At 41.8% G+C, this 16793-nt stretch carries 18 protein-coding genes and 1 tRNA gene; 3 read left to right on the top strand and 16 right to left on the bottom strand.

The features are described 5' to 3' along the window. Positions 1-166 precede the first annotated feature (166 nt). From ACZ41C_RS08655 to ACZ41C_RS08625, 7 genes are all read right to left on the bottom strand, one after another. A complete protein-coding gene (locus tag ACZ41C_RS08655; RefSeq protein ID WP_464565620.1) occupies positions 167-619 on the bottom strand; it encodes a pyridoxamine 5'-phosphate oxidase family protein in 453 nt (150 codons plus the stop codon). A 2-nt stretch (positions 620-621) separates the two neighbouring features. Then, a complete protein-coding gene (locus ACZ41C_RS08650) occupies positions 622-1335 on the bottom strand; it encodes a DoxX family protein (protein WP_464565618.1) in 714 nt (237 codons plus the stop codon). 72 nt (positions 1336-1407) lie between these two features. Further along, a complete protein-coding gene (locus tag ACZ41C_RS08645; protein ID WP_464565616.1) occupies positions 1408-1890 on the bottom strand; it encodes a hypothetical protein in 483 nt (160 codons plus the stop codon). Between the two features lie 182 nt (positions 1891-2072). Next, positions 2073-2459, bottom strand: coding sequence for a hypothetical protein (locus ACZ41C_RS08640; RefSeq protein WP_464565614.1), 387 nt, complete (start codon positions 2457-2459; stop codon positions 2073-2075). A gap of 152 nt (positions 2460-2611) precedes the next feature. After that, the gene (locus tag ACZ41C_RS08635; protein ID WP_464565612.1) at positions 2612-3118 is read right to left on the bottom strand and encodes a hypothetical protein; all 507 of its coding nucleotides are present in this window, start codon (positions 3116-3118) and stop codon (positions 2612-2614) included. Positions 3119-3202: 84 nt separating this feature from the next. Further along, positions 3203-3841: a HEPN domain-containing protein gene (locus ACZ41C_RS08630; protein WP_464565610.1), complete on the bottom strand. Its 639-nt coding sequence runs from the start codon at positions 3839-3841 to the stop codon at positions 3203-3205. Between the two features lie 8 nt (positions 3842-3849). Further along, entirely contained in the window at positions 3850-5019 is a 1170-nt protein-coding gene (locus tag ACZ41C_RS08625) for a GmrSD restriction endonuclease domain-containing protein (protein ID WP_464565608.1), read from the bottom strand. A 222-nt stretch (positions 5020-5241) separates the two neighbouring features. Here ACZ41C_RS08625 and ACZ41C_RS08620 point away from each other — a divergent pair, with 222 nt between their 5' ends. After that, the gene (locus ACZ41C_RS08620) at positions 5242-5439 is read left to right on the top strand and encodes a hypothetical protein (protein WP_464565606.1); all 198 of its coding nucleotides are present in this window, start codon (positions 5242-5244) and stop codon (positions 5437-5439) included. Positions 5440-5743: 304 nt separating this feature from the next. Here the strand turns inward: ACZ41C_RS08620 and ACZ41C_RS08615 are convergent, their stop codons facing one another. The 8 genes from ACZ41C_RS08615 to ACZ41C_RS08580 form a co-directional block, all read right to left on the bottom strand. After that, on the bottom strand, positions 5744-5908 hold the full coding sequence (locus tag ACZ41C_RS08615) for a hypothetical protein (protein WP_161595289.1): 165 nt from the start codon (positions 5906-5908) through the stop codon (positions 5744-5746). A 391-nt stretch (positions 5909-6299) separates the two neighbouring features. Beyond that, a complete protein-coding gene (locus ACZ41C_RS08610) occupies positions 6300-7655 on the bottom strand; it encodes a TrkH family potassium uptake protein (RefSeq protein ID WP_464565604.1) in 1356 nt (451 codons plus the stop codon). Between the two features lie 55 nt (positions 7656-7710). Further along, complete coding sequence (rimK, locus tag ACZ41C_RS08605) at positions 7711-9078, bottom strand: 30S ribosomal protein S6--L-glutamate ligase (protein WP_193554872.1); 1368 nt, start codon at positions 9076-9078, stop codon at positions 7711-7713. A gap of 2 nt (positions 9079-9080) precedes the next feature. After that, positions 9081-10607 (bottom strand): bifunctional GNAT family N-acetyltransferase/carbon-nitrogen hydrolase family protein, encoded by a 1527-nt coding sequence (locus tag ACZ41C_RS08600; protein ID WP_464565602.1) that lies wholly within the window; start codon positions 10605-10607, stop codon positions 9081-9083. Between the two features lie 120 nt (positions 10608-10727). After that, entirely contained in the window at positions 10728-11054 is a 327-nt protein-coding gene (locus ACZ41C_RS08595; RefSeq protein ID WP_138256359.1) for a hypothetical protein, read from the bottom strand. 6 nt (positions 11055-11060) lie between these two features. Next, positions 11061-12038, bottom strand: coding sequence for a deoxyhypusine synthase family protein (locus ACZ41C_RS08590; RefSeq protein WP_154918496.1), 978 nt, complete (start codon positions 12036-12038; stop codon positions 11061-11063). Continuing rightward, entirely contained in the window at positions 12025-12963 is a 939-nt protein-coding gene (gene speB, locus ACZ41C_RS08585) for an agmatinase (RefSeq protein WP_464565600.1), read from the bottom strand. The genes ACZ41C_RS08590 and speB overlap by 14 nt, the downstream gene beginning before the upstream one ends. Positions 12964-12985: 22 nt before the next feature. Then, complete coding sequence (locus tag ACZ41C_RS08580) at positions 12986-14437, bottom strand: arginine decarboxylase (protein WP_464565598.1); 1452 nt, start codon at positions 14435-14437, stop codon at positions 12986-12988. A 478-nt stretch (positions 14438-14915) separates the two neighbouring features. On the opposite strand from ACZ41C_RS08580, the gene ACZ41C_RS08575 reads away from it, so the two are divergent. After that, positions 14916-15626, top strand: coding sequence for a hypothetical protein (locus ACZ41C_RS08575; protein WP_464565596.1), 711 nt, complete (start codon positions 14916-14918; stop codon positions 15624-15626). Positions 15627-15680: 54 nt separating this feature from the next. Further along, positions 15681-15752 (top strand) — tRNA-Arg (locus tag ACZ41C_RS08570). Between the two features lie 234 nt (positions 15753-15986). Here ACZ41C_RS08570 and ACZ41C_RS08565 read toward each other — a convergent pair. Beyond that, positions 15987-16790, bottom strand: a complete 804-nt coding sequence (locus ACZ41C_RS08565; protein WP_464565594.1) for an SDR family NAD(P)-dependent oxidoreductase — start codon at positions 16788-16790, stop codon at positions 15987-15989. Between the last annotated feature and the right edge of the window lie 3 nt (positions 16791-16793).

The following is a 16793-nucleotide window of genomic DNA, read 5'->3' as shown; positions in this document are numbered from 1 at the left end:
GGGGTCTATGTCAGATCATCGGGCTCTATATGAATAAGGACATGTTCCAGATAGGGTATGACCTCCTTGAGATGGCCCTCTATTTCATGCCCTTCCCGTCTTCAAGAGACCGATTTACATTGATAGTTTTAGGTAAGGGCCTTTGCCCTTTCCGATGTCGCTATTTTTAAAGCCCATAGGATTTTCTGGCACTTGCAATCTGTTCCTGTTCCGTAGTTTCAGGATACAACAGATATCTTGGGGCGATGATGGGTTTTACCTGTTCCCCGGTTATCTTCGTGATGGTCGAAAAGGGAAATTTTCCCTCGGTCATTTTAGTCAGTATCCCTTCCATTGCTTGAAATTCGGGATGGGTTTTTTGTATGATCTCAGCCTTGCCTTTCACCTGAAAGCCCTTTTGTACCAAAATATCCAGAAAGCTGATACATACCTTTGGATTCTGCTTTATGTTTTTTACCGATTGGGGCGAGGCAATATTCGCCACAATAATACTATCCTCTTGGTAGGGGGCAAAGATTTCCTTGGGGGAAACGTTGGGCAGGTTATCCTTGGATGCCGTGGCCAGCCAACACAAGACGCTTTTGGACATACATTGGATCAGTTGGTCGGGTAGTTTCATACTTAGCGTTTTACAGCTTCTTCATAGGTTTCCAAACAGGAATCCAAGTCGTTTCCGGTCGTATGGATGCATTCGCAGAATTGATATCCCGCTTCCTGGTTGGGGGCATCGGTGAATTGTTTTTTGCAATCTGCCAGAGAGTTTCTAGGCATCACTTCATGTCCGAATTCGGCATAAGCCACGGTGCCCACCATCACCAACAAGACAAAACCCGCAAAAAGATAGGGAAACCTCCAACTGTATTTCTCTGGTTTTTGGAGGATTCCGAAATCCGAAAAGTGGTTCAGCGGCAGCAAATAGCGCACCCGGTCATAGTTCCATACGATCAAAAAGAGGCAGGCACATACCATGAGGGGAGCGGTGACATAGGACCCCTCAAATCGAACTGCATGGGACAGCAACCAGATATTGACGATGATGGGGAAATATAGCAAGGCTCCCAGGGTCACCGTACGGGGAATCAACAATAAAATGGCCGCCACGATCTGTGCCACGCCAATAAAGGTGTAATAATACCCCGTATGGTGCAGGGCTTCCAGATAGGCACCCATGGGATGTAGGATGGACAGGCCACTGGCGAAGCGCTCCCCAATGATCTTGACCCACCCGGCCACCAAAAAGGCAAAGGCCAAGGAAACCCGACAAAAAATGGAAAACAACCAATACCAGCGGTTGCTTTTGATGGTCAGATAGAAGTGTTCAAATTTGGCGAGCATGGTCTAGGTAGTTTCCCTACCCAAGGTGGTGAAACAAAAAATATATTGATTGACTTGAAGATTCCCAAAAAACTACTCACACTGGTTGTATTCATCCACCACGCTTTTTATATCTTCCTTTTTATAAATCCTATTTTCTAGCTTTAAAACCACATTTAGGCAGTCTGAAAAATACTCCATAGCCCTATTTTTAAATGAACGGGAAAGTCTGGCCGTAATCATTGGACTCGCTAATTCTTCTCCATCCCTGATTACATAATACTCATTAAAATTATTAAAAGAATACACTTGGAAACCGCCTGCCGGTCCTGAAGCTGAAGTTACGCTAACACTCCTGGCGTACAGCCTTGCTTTACCGCTTGTAATTACTTGAAAAAGTCCCTTTTTGTTTTCTAAAACTGGAATGTATTCAAAATAAGCTGTTTCAGAAGGTGAATTTTTAAATATTACCAACTTCACCTGTTCCGCTCCGTACTTAACCTTTTTGGATTTTCGGTTGGGCCTATAACTGACTTTTTCCTTTCCATTGAAGGCTATCAAGTTTTTTGAAACCATGGGTATTTTAATCTGACCGTTTAAGGTTTCACCATTATTTAAAACCAATTGCCCGTTGGTCCAATCATATTGTGCGCTTGAAACAATAGAAAAAGACAATAAAAACAATATTTGGATATGTTTCATAAATGGATTCATATTTACAAAGCTTTTAATGCTAAATGCAATCTCGATTCTAGCCCCTAATCTTTAACATCAACGTTCTTCACCTCTACCGTCGTATTGTTGTAGTGATAAATCGTAAGACCAGCGAACAATATCAATATTTGGATTACAAGTGGGCCAACCTTACCGATTACATCGTCGCCTAATAAAACTTGAATTGTTTTACCTACTATTGAAAAACTAGGGCCCACAATTAGAACTATTGCCCATATTTTTATTCCCAATTTGGCATGCTTACTTTTTGACATTATCAAGACCAATAAAATAAATTGGACAAATGTGGGAAGGAGCGCTATTAAATTTTGAGAAATTGAGAATATATACAAATTCCAGCTTATTAGAATTCCAATTCCAAGTAGTATAAGGGTATAGAAGGTCTGATTAGTGAAAACAGTCTTTTCCATTTGTTAGTTTTTAAAGTGTATTAAGTAATTTCTTGGGTTAGCACCAAAAGATAAAAGTGCGTACAAACTGAAATTCCGCATCCCGATAATTACCTAGATTCTCAAGTAGGCAAGAATAGACAATTTTTTAGAGTTATTGCTAGCAAATGTTTTTATTCCTCCTTTAAAAAGTCAATCAAGAGATTGTTTTCCTCCATTTCCATTTCGCAGGTCCAACTATCTATCCACCAACGTTCGTTTTCATAATGCAGTTGAATACTGTTTAATCCTCTAATCTCGGATGCAACATCTGGGTCCGTTCGTATTTCAAAGGCACTCCAAACCTGTGCTATATTTCCATACCTACTAACTATCCTCTTGAGTTCCTTTTCATAAAAATCCTTTTTTGGTGATAGTGCAACCGGAATGTACTCCGCTTCCAGCGTATGGGTATCGGCTTTTCCGTTTTCGTCTAGCCTAGTGATGAAGGCATTTTTTGAGTGAATGTAGGTATCCCGTTCAAATTCCCAAGGCTCCTCACTTGAACCGGAAACCACATCGTAATAGGCAGTGATTATGGCATTTATGGATTGTACATCTGCTGCATAGTTATTATTATTCGTTTGCCCAAAAACGCTAATGGAGCACAACAATGCAATATGAAATAATATAGGTTTCATGCTATTATTTTATTTTTTAAACCTCTGTCTATGATACTCCGTGGCCATAAGGGCATTGCGTATAGGTTTTGTTGGGAGCCGTTTTTATTGTAATACATTTTTAGCTCTATTTTTAATTTCCTCACACATTGACAGGCAATCTGAAACTATCGTTTTTGCTTCTTCAGGTTCTATACTTTGTCTGACCCTTCCTTCTTCTAAGTATTTATGCGCATAAGCACCTCTTTCATTTGCCAGTTTTTCTAGTGAATTTGACCAGTTTACATTCTTGGGTATATCAACTGAGACAGGCATCAAGAGCTTTCTTAAATACTTTAAAGATACCCCATGATTATTGAATACTTCTTTAGAAAAAATTGATTTTAGTTCATCAAACTTACCTCTATTATAATCGTATATCGTTTCAATATCTTCGATAGAGATCGAGTCAGTGTTTGATTCAAGACAATTATTATGATTGCTTTTAAAGTGCATCAATGAAATCAATGGTTTAGTCAGTTTCAGGTCATTGGTATAGCTTTTTATCGACCTAGACATCACTTGCAGTGCAATTGCCTCAATAAATTCTTCAAAAGCCGCATGGCATAAAATACAATACGATTTTACATCAAGATTATAGTCATCCGGTGTTGACAATGAATCTTCTAAATGAGAAATAAGGAATTTTTTCTCAATCTCATTAATGTAGTCGTTGAGCTTAGTGAATTGTATATCGAAATCCATACTTTCCTCTATTTGAATGGATTTAAATCTTCTTTTAAATCAAAGGATTTATTAATGATGTCTTGGAATTTAGTATATCGTGTACGATAACTCTCAATATTCTTTGTTGAAGACTCAACTGAAGCCCTAAACTCAATATCATTACTACACAAATTTTTGAATTCCTCAACAAAGGTTTCTGTCGTCTTCAGATTTTCTCTATCCAATTGCATGAAAAAGAAACATTGAACCTCAAAAATTACCCGGTTGAATCTACTTTCGAACTCATTATTCGTAACCTTCCGGCCTACTTTTGTATGAGATTTCATTATTTCTGCTAAGTATTCAATGGTCTCATTTAGCTCTTTATACAAACCCATCACCACATCTTCATACTTTTTCCAATCTTCGGTAATTAGAGCCATTTTATCATCAAGAAATTTCTTAAGATTCCCAGAGTAATCAGAAGCAAACATCCTAAAAGCCAATACTCTTAAGATGATTTCAATGTCTTTAAGTCGTTTATCAGGTCCTGTTAATTTTAATACGTCATGAACCGGTTGCTTATCATTGGTTATAGTAATGAGATAGTTTGCAAATTCACCTCTATTCAATACTTGCCTAAGCTCCTGAGTAGATAGAGGTACTGATCCAGAATTCAGCCTGTAGAAAATGTCATACAGTACATCATTCGCATTAAAGTTTGTAATTACGGTACAACGCAAGGATGAATTTTGAAACTCTCTAAGTTCATTTGAAAATTTTGGATCTGAATGGAGCTCAGAATATCCTAAACCATTAAGATCATCTCGAACTTGTAATCTTTGAAGTTTAGGCCTTGACCAATAATTATATGTTTTAGGATCTATATACCCAGCAACAGTTAGTAGTCTTTGTTTTCCGTCAATAACTATGAATGAACGCTTTTTATTAGGATCTTCAGCCAGTACAATTTCAGGAACTGGATAGCCAATAATTATTGACTCAATCAACTTGCTTCTCTTTTCATCTGTCCAAGCATTTCTTCGCTGAAATTTAGGATTTAAATCAATATTACCTCCTTTAATCTGTGCTTGAATAGTCTCGATTGTCCAGTCTCTAGAATAAACTACAATATCACTTGGGTCGAATTTTTCGATGTCTTCAGCAATTTCATAATTACTTTCAAGAATCTCTTCTTCATATGTTTCTTTGTCCATAGTTGTTTTTATTTAATAGCTCCCAATAATTGTATATGTGTACATTTACATATGTTTCTCTTTCAGGGGAAGTGCTTTAAAAATCCTACAAATAATTGGTTGGTGCAAATAAAGTTTTGGTATTTGGAGGTAGAAGGATAATTAGAGATTCTTCCTCCTCATTACGCTCGTCGTCAGAAGGACAGGAATGGGGGGTCGTCGTCAGAAGGACAAAAAAAGAGTGTGCTTGAATTTCTGTACTTCTTACATCTCAAAAAAAGCTCCCCTCCCTGGTTAGGGAGGGGTGTTCCGCGACAGCGGAACGGGGAGGGTCGGGATTTTTGTTCCAATACATTTTCCATCGCCGAAAAAGTATCCAAAAAGGCTAGGCTGATTTCGGGATACTTGAAATCCAAGAAGTCCTTGGCCCGCATCGCCTAGGCCGTTTCCGATTGCATCGGAATACTATTTGGGCGATTTCCTTCGGCCAATTCCAAAGCCTCCCGGATTTGCTACGCATCCCAAATTAGGCCAGTTTATTTCCTAACATAAATTTGTGTTACATGGTACTCTTTACCATCCAAAAAATCTCCTCTCCCTTGTCAGGGAAGAGTGTTTCGCTATAGCAGAAAGGGGAGGAGGAATTACGTCGTTGGATTGCCCAATAATCGGTAAATGTGCAATACGTAAAAGCCCTTTCTAGAAGGGCTTTTCCTTTTGAGTTAGTTTTGTTTTAAAACTTAGATTATCTGGAAGCCTTAAAGCTGTATTCATGCAACCCCTTAAAGGTATTATGCGATTCCTGAATACCAAAAATATGGCAGGTATCCTTTGTGGAACGGACTACAGGTCTTTGAAAAAATAAGTGTTTGCTATCGGCGTGCTGGGTGGGTCTTTGAAAAGATTTCATAAAGCAAGGTGTATTAGATTACTACTATTTTTATCGATTTCCTTAGGTTCAAACCTCCCGCGGGGCGTACCTTCAAAATCACCGGAATGCAACCTCTTAACTACATATCTATCATTTTGTTACAACTAAATGTATTCAAAAAAATAGTTCTAGTCTGGAATTTGATTCGGACATAAATAAGAAATAATACTCTATCAATTTCGGTGCGCCGATTTTATCAAGATGTAATTTTTTAGCTCGTTTTTTTGTCAACTAAAAGGAGATACTTTCCCAAATACCAGTTCCATTTTAGGAATAAGCTACAACGGTACCAGTATAAGCTTCTCTAGAGCATCGGAATCGCAACCAAAGAATTTAAAATTTTATCGGACTTGACTGGAAAAGGTCGATTTCAGACCGCCAAATCGTCCTTGATCACCTCGATAGAATTACTTGATTTACGTTCCAACAACGCAAACCCAAACGTAAGTACCCCTACCCTGCCAATGAACATCAATACAATGACCATCAATTTACCCCATTGGGAAAGCTCGCCGGTGATTCCCGTGCTCAGACCTACGGTACCTAAGGAGGAAGCGACCTCAAAAAGGATTTGCCGTAGTTCAAAGGCTTCGGTAAAGGTCAGTAGAAAAGTGAACAGAAAAATGATGCTGGTATACAGAATGAAGGTGGACGTAGCCACATAAAGCCGTTCAAAAGGGATGGTCCTCTTGAAAAATGTTATCTGACGTTGCCCAAACAGCCTACTTTTAAGCACGGATATCATCGCGGTCAAGGTCGTGATTTTCATTCCACCCGCCGTTCCCGAAGGTGATGCACCTATGTACATTAAAAATATGACCGATAACAAAATGGGGAGGCTCAATCCGCCCGTAGGAATGGTATTAAAACCCACCGTGGTCATGGCGGTCATGGCCTGAAAAAAAGACTCCGTCAATTTGGACTTAGACCCCTGAACACTCGGTTCCGCAAAATACACCAGCAGAGTCCCCAATCCCAATAGCAGTAAAAATCCATAGGTAATGATCTTAGTGGTAAAGGATAGTTTTTGGGACCGCCCGGTGATACGGTACCATATATCCGTAATCACGATAAAACCCAAGGATCCCGCAATGGCCAAAACGGATATAACGGTATTGATGAACACGTTGTCATTATATACCTCAAAACTATCGTTGAACAGGCCAAAACCGGCCGTACAAAAGGCCGAAACACTGTGAAATACCGAAAACCAAATCGCTTTTAACGCTTCCATCCCTGTTTGCCGAAACGCGATATAAAAACAAATGGCCCCCAGCACTTCCATGACCGTGGTAAAAACAACCACGCTCTTGATAAAATCCCTAATTTTTATGGTCTTGGGCATGGTAAATTCTGCCCCCAAAATTTTGTTGTGCCAGGCCGAAATGTTTCTCGTAGTGAACAGCAAATAGTACGTGGTCAAGGTCATGTAACCGATGCCCCCAATCTGGAACAGGGCCATGATGATGAACTGCCCAAAGAAATTATAGGAATCGTAAACACTTACCGTCACAAGACCGGTCGTGGAAATTGCCGAGGTTGAAATAAACAGATTGTCCAACAGGCCAACACTCGTTTTATGGAATATGGGAAGGGACAAAAGTCCAAAGCCGATAACCGTATACAGAAAAAAACCCCACACCAAATTCATTTGGGGGGATTTGCTTACCTGGAACTTTTTATACCATCGAACAAGCTTGTCGATACGGTTAGTATGCTTTTTCATTCCATACATTTACGGCCTATAAAGGTACTTGCACAAACCCGATAAAGGGTGCTCATTAGCTAAACTTGAGCTTCCTTTCAATCGCCTTGATCATTTCATTGGCAATATCCTTGCCCGTAGCGTTTTCAATGCCTTCCAGTCCGGGGGAGGAATTTACCTCCAACAACAAGGGACCTTTGTTGGAACGGATGATATCCACGCCGGCGACGGCCAGATTCAAAGCCTTGGTGGCCTTCAACGCCAATTTTTTTTCCTCTTGTGTAATCTTGATCATGGACGCCTTGCCACCTTGGTGGATATTGGCCCTAAACTCGCCCTTTTCCGCCTGGCGCTGCATACTGGCCACCACTTTACCATTGACCACAAAACAACGGATGTCCTGCCCGTTGGCCTCCTTGATGAACTCCTGAACAAGGATATTCGTGTTCACACTTTTAAAGGCATTGATCACACTTTCCGCTGCCTTATTCGTTTCTGCCAAAACAACTCCTTTCCCTTGGGTACTTTCCAACAATTTGATGATCAAGGGCGCACCGTTCACCATTTTGATCAAATCCTTTGTATCCATGGGCGATTTGGCGAATCCCGTGATGGGAATATGAATATCGTTCTTGGAAAAAAGCTGCGATGCGAAGAGCTTGTCCCGCGATTGGGTAATGGATTCTGCCGAATTCTGACAATACACGCCCAAATTGTTGAACTGCCGTATCACCGCACAGCCGTAAAACGTAACGGCCGGTTTTATACGTGGGATGACCGCATCAAAATCCTTGAGGATGTTCCCTCCTCTATAACGAATCTCCGGGGAATGCGCGTCCAGTTTCATATAGGCCTGCTCAACGTTCAAAAATACGATTTCGTGGCCACGTGCCTCGGCCGCTTCCATCAACCTTTTGTTGCTATACAGGTTGGGGTTGCTTGCCAATAAGGCGATTTTCAGTCCGGTTTTTTCTTTGTAATAGGGTTTGTATTTTTCCGTAACCTCCTCATCTGTAAATTCCTGGATTTGATAATTTACCGCCGGGTTTACAATGTACCTATCCGTCAAGGCCTCCCGCCCCAACAACATCCGGAACTCCATCGTATCCCTATTTGCCAGGGTCAGTTCTATATCAAATGTGTTATCGCCCATGGTAACGGGCGTACGTACTACCAAGCGCTCCTCAGATATACCACTGGAACTTTTCACCATCCTACGGTCTATCAACCGGGCCTCGCAGTTGATGGCAATACTGCGGTTCTCCTGTAAGGGGTTCACCTCGAACTTTACCCATTCCTGGGCCCCTTTGTTCACAATCTTTAAATTGGTCGCCTGTATGGAGGAGGTCTTAGCGCCGGAATCTACCCTCGCCTTAATGGCCGGGACTCCCAATTCCTTAAAAACGCACCATTCCTCGCTACCTATGATCTTTAAATTTTCCAATATTATTTTTTTCTTAGTTCAAATATGTCCTTGCGGCGGTCCTTTAAATTCCGGACCGCTCCAAATTGATTGAGCTCCCTGAGCAAACTGATGTCCACATTGGCTATGAGGATCATCTCCGTATTGGGAGTCGCCTCCGCCTTTACGCCGTTCGTTGGAAAGGAAAAATCGCAGGGCGTGAACACCATACTCTGAGCGAACTGGATGTCCATATTCTGCACATTGGGCAAATTCCCCACACTACCGGCAATGGCCACATAGCATTCATTTTCTATGGCCCGTGCCTGGGCACAATTTCTCACACGGGAGTATCCGTTCTGTGTATCCGTCAGGAAGGGCACAAAGAGAATGTCCACCCCTTCGTCAGCCAACAAACGCGGGAGTTCCGGGAACTCCACATCGTAGCAGATAAGTACACCAATTTTTCCGCAATCCGTATCAAAGGCCTGCAACTTCGTTCCTCCCTGTAGCCCCCAAACCTTGGCCTCGTCTGGGGTCACGTGTAGTTTTTCATAGCGCTCCAAGGAACCGTCCCTTCTACACAGATACCCCACATTGTAAAGCTTGCCGTCAATAACTTCGGGCATACTCCCCGCGATGATATTGATGTTATAGGTAATGGAAAACTCCGAAAATTTCTGCACCAACACCTCGGTGTGCTTTGCAAGTTCCCGTATGGCATCGGGCGTGCTCATATGGTTTGTTCCGGCCATCAAAGGGGCGTTGAAAAACTCGGGAAAAAGAGCGAAGTCCGACCGATATCCCGAAACGGAATCAATAAAATATTCGGCCTGCTGCAATAGCTCGTTTATATCCTTGTACGGACGCATCTGCCATTGGATAAGCCCCAACCGAACGATTGTTTTGGCCGTGGTGACCTCGTCCGTCGGTTTTTGATAATAAATATTGTCCCACTCCATCAAAATGGCGAAATCGTTGGAATCCTTGTCCCCTTCCAAATAACCCTTCATCACCTTGGAGGGATGAAAATCATTACTGATCTGAAAGTTCAACACAGGGTCCTCTATTTCCTTGTGTCGGACCTTTTCTATATACTGCTTGGGCGTTAGTTCCTTCGCATATTTGTGATAATTGGGCATCCGACCGCCAAACACAATGCTCCTAAGGTTCAGTTTTTCACAGAGTTCCTTGCGGTAATCGTATAAACGCCTGCCCAAACGCATACCCCTAAACGCCGGAACGATGAAAACGTCTATTCCGTAGAGCACATCGCCCTCGTCCGTATGGGTATTGAAGGTATAGTTGCCCGTTATCTTTTTATAGGTATGCCTGCTTTCGAACTTGGCATAATCCACAATAATGGATAGGGCACAGCCGGCCAACTTCCCATTTATCTTTATCACTACCTGGCCTTCCGGAAATTTTTTGATCAAGCGATCGATCTCCTTCTCCGTCCAAGCCGCATCGTGTACATTTAGATAGGAAGTAACCATGGCCTCCTTCAGTTCCTTATAGTCCGAAAGGCTTAGGTACTCCAGGTCAATATTTTCAATCTCTTCTACTTTCATAACAATTTTAGGAGTGTGTATTCATCGGACTTATTCCGATAAAAAAGTATGGGTTTAGGCCTATAGGACCCAAACCCAAATTTTAGAATATTTTACTGACTTTTAATCGAAATCCAAAGACTAGTCGTCGTCCTCATCGCCATCTACCATATCCTTTGGATCTGGTTCCATGATTGCGTCTGGATCGTCGTCGTCAAAATCCTCGTAGTCGTCCTCATCATAGTTTTCCATGGTATACTCCAACTTGGCACTGATCTTTACCAGGTATTTGGTATCCTCCGTTAGGACCTCCACCGCCTCGATCCGCTCTCCTTGGGCGTTTTTAAAGGATATGATATTACGATCATCATACCCATCTGGATAGCGCTCCACTAAAAGCTTCAACACTTCGGGGGTCAACTTCTTAAAATCTACGATTACTTTTTTTAAATGTGCGTTCTTGTCCATAAATAATTAATAGTCCAAAAGATAAGCAAAAATTAAAGGTGCAACAATGGTCGCATCACTTTCTATAATAAATTTTGGGGTGTCTATATCCAATTTACCCCAGGTAATCTTTTCATTGGGTACGGCACCTGAATAGGAACCGTAGCTTGTGGTACTGTCGCTAATCTGGCAAAAATAGCTCCAGAAAGGGGTATCCGTGCGTTCCATATCCTGATACAACATGGGCACAACACAGATGGGGAAATCCCCCGCAATACCACCTCCTATCTGAAAAAACCCGATTCCGTTTTCGGAATTATCGGTATACCAATCTGCCAAAAAGGTCATGTACTCAATACCGGATTTCATGGTGCTGGCCTTCAGCTCTCCCTTAAGTACATACGATGCAAATATATTGCCCATAGTACTGTCCTCCCAACCTGGGCAGATAATTGGCAAGTTTTTCTCCGCTGCAGCGTACATCCACGAGTCCTTCAAATCTATTTCATAATATTCCTCCAAAACACCTGAGAGCAACATTTTATACATAAATTCATGGGGCAAGTAGCGTTCTCCCTTATCATCGGCATCCTTCCAGATCTTAAAAATATGCTTTTGCAACCTACGGAAGGCTTCTTCCTCTGGAATACACGTATCCGTTACCCTATTCAGTCCCTTTTCCAATAAATCCCATTCCTGCTGCGGCGTAAGATCTCGATAATTTGGCACACGCTTATAGTGCGAGTGTGCTACCAAGTTCATGATATCCTCTTCTAAATTGGCTCCGGTACAAGAAATTATCTGAACCTTGTCCTGACGGATCATTTCCGCGAAAATCTTTCCCAGCTCCGCGGTACTCATGGCCCCGGCCAAGGAAACCAACATTTTGGCACCCTTGTTCAGTTGCTCCTCGTAGCCCTTGGCGGCATCCACCAAAGCTGCGGCATTGAAGTGTAAATAGTATTTTTCAATAAAATTGGAGATAGCTCCCTTATTCTTCGTCATCATTAAATTTTAAACTGTTGATCGATTTATAGTCCACATCATAGGTATTGTCGTACTCCTCATCAGCGTCCTGGCCCATAAACTTATAACTCAACATCTTATAATACAACTTTGCGGCCACAAAATCCGAGGATTTTGCGGAAGGATTAGGGCAAAGTTCCACCAGATCAAAGCCTACCACGTTTTTCTCCTCAAAAACCTGTTTTAAGAACTCCAAGGTCTCGTACCATAAAAGCCCCCCAGGTTCCGGTGTTCCCGTAGATGGCATAATCGAAGGATCCAAAGCGTCCAGGTCAAAGGTAATGAATACATTGTCCGTCATGGCCTCAATGACCTTGTCCATCCAATATTCATCGGCCACCATCTCATGCGCGAAAAATGTCTTGTCCGCATCGATCAAGGTCTTTTCAATGGCATCCATGGAACGAATCCCTACTTGCACCAAATTGGTAGTCTGACTGGCCTCATGGACAGCACAGGCGTGATTGTATTTACTACCGGCATAGGAATCCCTCAAATCTGCATGTGCATCTATGTGTAGCACGGTAAGGTCGTCAAAGCACTCGTTAAAGGCGCGGATCGTACCAATGGAGATGGAATGCTCCCCGCCTACCAGTGTTACAAATTTATTTCGCTTTATATAGTCCTTGGTTACTTTGTGGACTTCGTTTACCATGGCCTCTGGAGAGGTGTGTCCGGCAATGGCATCGGCCAAGTAAATACCTTGTTTGTACACCTCGGTATCGGTCTCAATATCATAGCGCTCCATATTCTCGGAGGCTTCCAAAAAGGCCTTGGGTCCGTTCACCGTTCCCTTGCCCCAAGTCGTAGTGCCTTCATAAGGCACTGGAATCAAAATAACCTTTGCGGTTTCCAACTGTGCGAATTTGTCAGGTATACCTGCATAATTCTTTGATGTACTCATCTGATTTAAAAATTAGAACTAATTAATTTGAAAGTTGTTTTTCCGCTTTTGCGGATTTTTTCTTTTTTCCTTTTTGATAGTCCCCATACCCCAAAATTTCCAAGAGGTCCTCAGCGGTCTGTTGTGGACTATATAAAGTGGTTACCAGTTCACCATTCGCGTCCTTATCGATCAAGATATGTTTGGGCTGTGGGATCAAACAGTGCTGCAGACCGCCAAAGCCGCCAATGGTCTCTTGATAGGCACCCGTATTAAAGAACCCGATGTACAAAGGTTTATCACGTTTGTACTTTGGGAGATAGATGGCGTTCATGTTCTGCTCGCTATTGTAGTAGTCATCGCTATCACAGGTAAGGCCTCCCAGCAAGACCCTTTCGTACTCGTCGTTCCACCGGTTTATGGGCAGCATGATAAATCGTTTGTTAATGGCCCAGGTATCCGGCAAAGTAGTGATGAAGGAGGAATCGATCATATTCCATTTCTCACGATCGTTCTGCTGCTTTTGGTAGAGAATCTCATAGATGGCACCGCCACTTTCCCCCACGGTAAAACTACCGAATTCGGTAAAAATATTGGGAACGGGTACATCGGCTTCTGCACAGGCAATATTGATCTGGTTCAAGATCTCATCCACCATATATTGATAATCGTATTCGAAGGCCAGTGAGTTCTTGATTGGAAATCCGCCGCCAATATTCAGGCTGTCCAAAGAAGGGCAGATTTTCTTAAGTCGCACGTACACCTTTAGACACTTTACCAATTCGTTCCAATAGTAGGCATTGTCCCTGATACCGGTATTGATGAAAAAATGTAACATCTTAAGCTCCACCTTATCGTTGTCCTTTATCTGGTTTTCGTAGAACGGCACTATATTTTTATAGCCGATGCCCAATCTGGATGTATAAAATTCAAATTTGGGCTCCTCCTCCGATGCAATACGGATACCAACTTTGAACGTATCATTAATACTATCCGAAAGAAGTTCTATTTCCTCATAATTATCGATGATCGGGATACAGTTGTCATGGCCGTTATTGATCAACCGGGCAATGTTATCGATATACTGCTCGCGTTTGAACCCGTTACAGATGACATAGGCGTCGTCCTTAAGTTTACCGTCCTTTTTCAACTGTTCAACAATGTTGATATCAAAGGCGGAAGAGGTCTCAATGTGGATATCGTTCTTTAATGCCTCATGCATTACATGTTGAAAGTGTGAACTTTTGGTGCAATAGCAATAATGGTACTTACCCTTGTAATCGTTCTTTTTGATGGCATTTACGAACCAGTTCTTTGCACGCGCAATATTCTCGGATATTTTGGGTAGATAGGTAAACTTCAAAGGGCTACCATATTCCTCGACCAATTCGTTTAGGGGAATATTGTGAAATTTCAAGTGGTCACCGTCTAATGTAAATTCCTCTTGGGGGAAAAAATAGGTCTGATCGATAAGATCAATATACTTGGTATTCATGTAAAAAAATATTTGATGTTTGAAAATACGGTTTAATAATTAATAAAATGTGCTCATATCATGTTAAGAAAACATGATGTATTTTCAAATCAAATAAGAATTTGTTTTTGGGTGGTGGGAATGAAAAAATAGATGTGCTGACTCTGCACGATCGAGGAGTTACATTCGGAAGTTAGCTTTAAAATTCGGTTGCTTATCTTATAAGCCATTTTTGGGTTTGACTTCCTAATTCCCAAAAACCCGAACATACAAACAAATTGCATTATGTTCAGCTAAAGACCATGGCCTTACATTGAGTTAACCTCATATTTTAGGGCACAAATGAAAACAAAAAAATTGAAAAAACAACCGTTTTCAAACAAAATACGTTCAAGGACCAATAATTGTTCAAAAGAGTCGGGTTTATGATTTTTTTTAAATTTACAAAATATTTATATTCAGTATCTTACCAAGAATATTAATCAATATATCCATGGAAATGAAACATCTTAAAATAATACGAATACTACCTTTTGTGGTAATGGCCTTGCTGATATCCATGGCAAATGCCCAAATTGCGGCCGGTGTCTACCTTTCCGATCAGGACAATACGCAGCACGAACTTAAAATCAAAAAGGGTTATCTGACCTATTCGGTATACAAATTGGACCCGGCCGAATTTATAAAAACGGTAGGTGGGTTTTATACTGCGGATGAAAAGATGCTAAAAGTACAGCTCGAGTTCAATTCGAACTTTGAAAAGGACGGAATCAGGGCATTGGAAATGCCTTTTTCCATGGATGGAGATAAGATCATAATACAAATGGAGGATGCCATAACCTTTGAAAAAAAGGAATCCTTGAACCAAGCCCTGGACGGGCAATGGCTGTTTGCTACGCGTGGCCCCGATACGGGCCAAGAACGCCGGGGCGATGAAAACCCAAGGAAAACCTTAAAATTCCTGATGGACGGTCGGTTTCAATGGATTGCCTACCAAACAGAGACCATGGCCTTTTCTGGAACGGGGGGCGGTAGTTTCACTTCGGTGGACGGGGTCTATACGGAGAACATCGAGTTTTTCTCCCGTGATAACGATCGGGTAGGTGCAAGTCTTGAATTCAACTACGAAATCAAAGGGGACGATTGGCATCATACCGGCAATAATAGCAGGGGGGAACCCATGTATGAAATATGGTCCAAAAGAAATTGATGTAATTCCTTTTGCTTACAATCCACAAAAAACCCTATTTTTGCCAGCCTATTTGGCCTCGTAGTTCAATGGATAGAATAGAAGTTTCCTAAACTTTAGATGCAAGTTCGATTCTTGCCGAGGCTACAAATAAATGCATATAGATTCACCGAAGGTGTTACATACGAAAATAAAAAAAGGACAGCTTGCTGGTCCTTTTTTTGTTGAAGTTTGTAAAGCGTTAGCTATCTATATGCATTTTCAACATGAGACACAAAAGAACAACGCAGTTATCTCTTGTCGAGGCTACTTTAAACAAAAAGTGGGAATCCTATTTCTCCTTTTTTAGTTTGCGTTTAATAGTTGAATTATTAGGTTTTATTATTTTGCCCCACTATTCTTCAACTGGCTATCCATACTATCCTCCGCAAATTTCCCCTGTACGCTCCAGCCGCCATCTACGTAGAACAATTGGCCTGTCACATAACTGGACTCATCAGAAGCTAAGAATATAGCCGGCCCAATCATTTCCTCCGGTTCTCCGGTCCTTTGCATGGGTACCACCCGACCCCAATTTTCTTTATACTCCGGATCCTCATTCAAGTTCCGTTCCGTGTTTATTGGGCCCGGTCCAAAGGTATTCACCCTAATTTTAAACGGAGCCAATTCCACCGCCATTTGTTTGCTCATGGCCTCTATGCCTCCCTTACTGGTGGAATAACAGATGAGGTTCTTCACACTGAGTACAGAACAGATGGAGGATATATTTATAATACTACCGCCCTTTCCATTTTCTTTCATGAGGCGTGCCGCTTCAATGGAACAAAACAGGGTTCCCTTTATATTCAGGCCGATTACCTTGTCGAACAAGGCTTCATCGGTATCAAAAAAATCGCTCCAACCAGTAATTCCGGCATTGTTGACCAAAATATCCAATTGGCCATACTCCTGACGAATATAGGCGAACATTTTCCGAATCTCCGCAACCTTGGACATGTCCCCTTCATACAACTCGGCTTTTCCGCCCATTTTAACAATACTTCCTACTACTTGCTCAGCATAATCCATCCCAGGTAAATCATTAATGATTACGGTAGCCCCTTCCGCAGCGTAGCCTAAAGCGATTTCCTTCCCTATGCCCTTACCGGCACCCGTTACCAATGCAATCTTATTTTTTAGTCTCATTGA

This window comes from Maribacter sp. C-4077 (assembly GCF_055378385.1).
The sequence above is the reverse complement of the archived record's forward strand: the minus strand, read 5'-3'. Positions and strand labels throughout refer to the sequence as shown.

What these genes read in the sequence shown, in the direction of transcription:
- ACZ41C_RS08600 (WP_464565602.1), bottom strand. Translation starts at nt 10,607, where the DNA reads ATGAAAGTAGAAGAGATTGAAAATATTGACCTGGAGTACCTAAGCCTT.
- ACZ41C_RS08610 (WP_464565604.1), bottom strand. Translation starts at nt 7,655, where the DNA reads ATGAAAAAGCATACTAACCGTATCGACAAGCTTGTTCGATGGTATAAA.
- ACZ41C_RS08645 (WP_464565616.1), bottom strand. Translation starts at nt 1,890, where the DNA reads ATGGTTTCAAAAAACTTGATAGCCTTCAATGGAAAGGAAAAAGTCAGT.
- ACZ41C_RS08625 (WP_464565608.1), bottom strand. Translation starts at nt 5,019, where the DNA reads ATGGACAAAGAAACATATGAAGAAGAGATTCTTGAAAGTAATTATGAA.
- ACZ41C_RS08640 (WP_464565614.1), bottom strand. Translation starts at nt 2,459, where the DNA reads ATGGAAAAGACTGTTTTCACTAATCAGACCTTCTATACCCTTATACTA.
- speB (WP_464565600.1), bottom strand. Translation starts at nt 12,963, where the DNA reads ATGAGTACATCAAAGAATTATGCAGGTATACCTGACAAATTCGCACAG.
- ACZ41C_RS08655 (WP_464565620.1), bottom strand. Translation starts at nt 619, where the DNA reads ATGAAACTACCCGACCAACTGATCCAATGTATGTCCAAAAGCGTCTTG.
- ACZ41C_RS08590 (WP_154918496.1), bottom strand. Translation starts at nt 12,038, where the DNA reads ATGACGAAGAATAAGGGAGCTATCTCCAATTTTATTGAAAAATACTAT.
- ACZ41C_RS08650 (WP_464565618.1), bottom strand. Translation starts at nt 1,335, where the DNA reads ATGCTCGCCAAATTTGAACACTTCTATCTGACCATCAAAAGCAACCGC.
- ACZ41C_RS08615 (WP_161595289.1), bottom strand. Translation starts at nt 5,908, where the DNA reads ATGAAATCTTTTCAAAGACCCACCCAGCACGCCGATAGCAAACACTTA.
- ACZ41C_RS08630 (WP_464565610.1), bottom strand. Translation starts at nt 3,841, where the DNA reads ATGGATTTCGATATACAATTCACTAAGCTCAACGACTACATTAATGAG.
- ACZ41C_RS08565 (WP_464565594.1), bottom strand. Translation starts at nt 16,790, where the DNA reads ATGAGACTAAAAAATAAGATTGCATTGGTAACGGGTGCCGGTAAGGGC.
- ACZ41C_RS08635 (WP_464565612.1), bottom strand. Translation starts at nt 3,118, where the DNA reads ATGAAACCTATATTATTTCATATTGCATTGTTGTGCTCCATTAGCGTT.
- ACZ41C_RS08575 (WP_464565596.1), top strand. Translation starts at nt 14,916, where the DNA reads ATGAAACATCTTAAAATAATACGAATACTACCTTTTGTGGTAATGGCC.
- ACZ41C_RS08595 (WP_138256359.1), bottom strand. Translation starts at nt 11,054, where the DNA reads ATGGACAAGAACGCACATTTAAAAAAAGTAATCGTAGATTTTAAGAAG.
- ACZ41C_RS08580 (WP_464565598.1), bottom strand. Translation starts at nt 14,437, where the DNA reads ATGAATACCAAGTATATTGATCTTATCGATCAGACCTATTTTTTCCCC.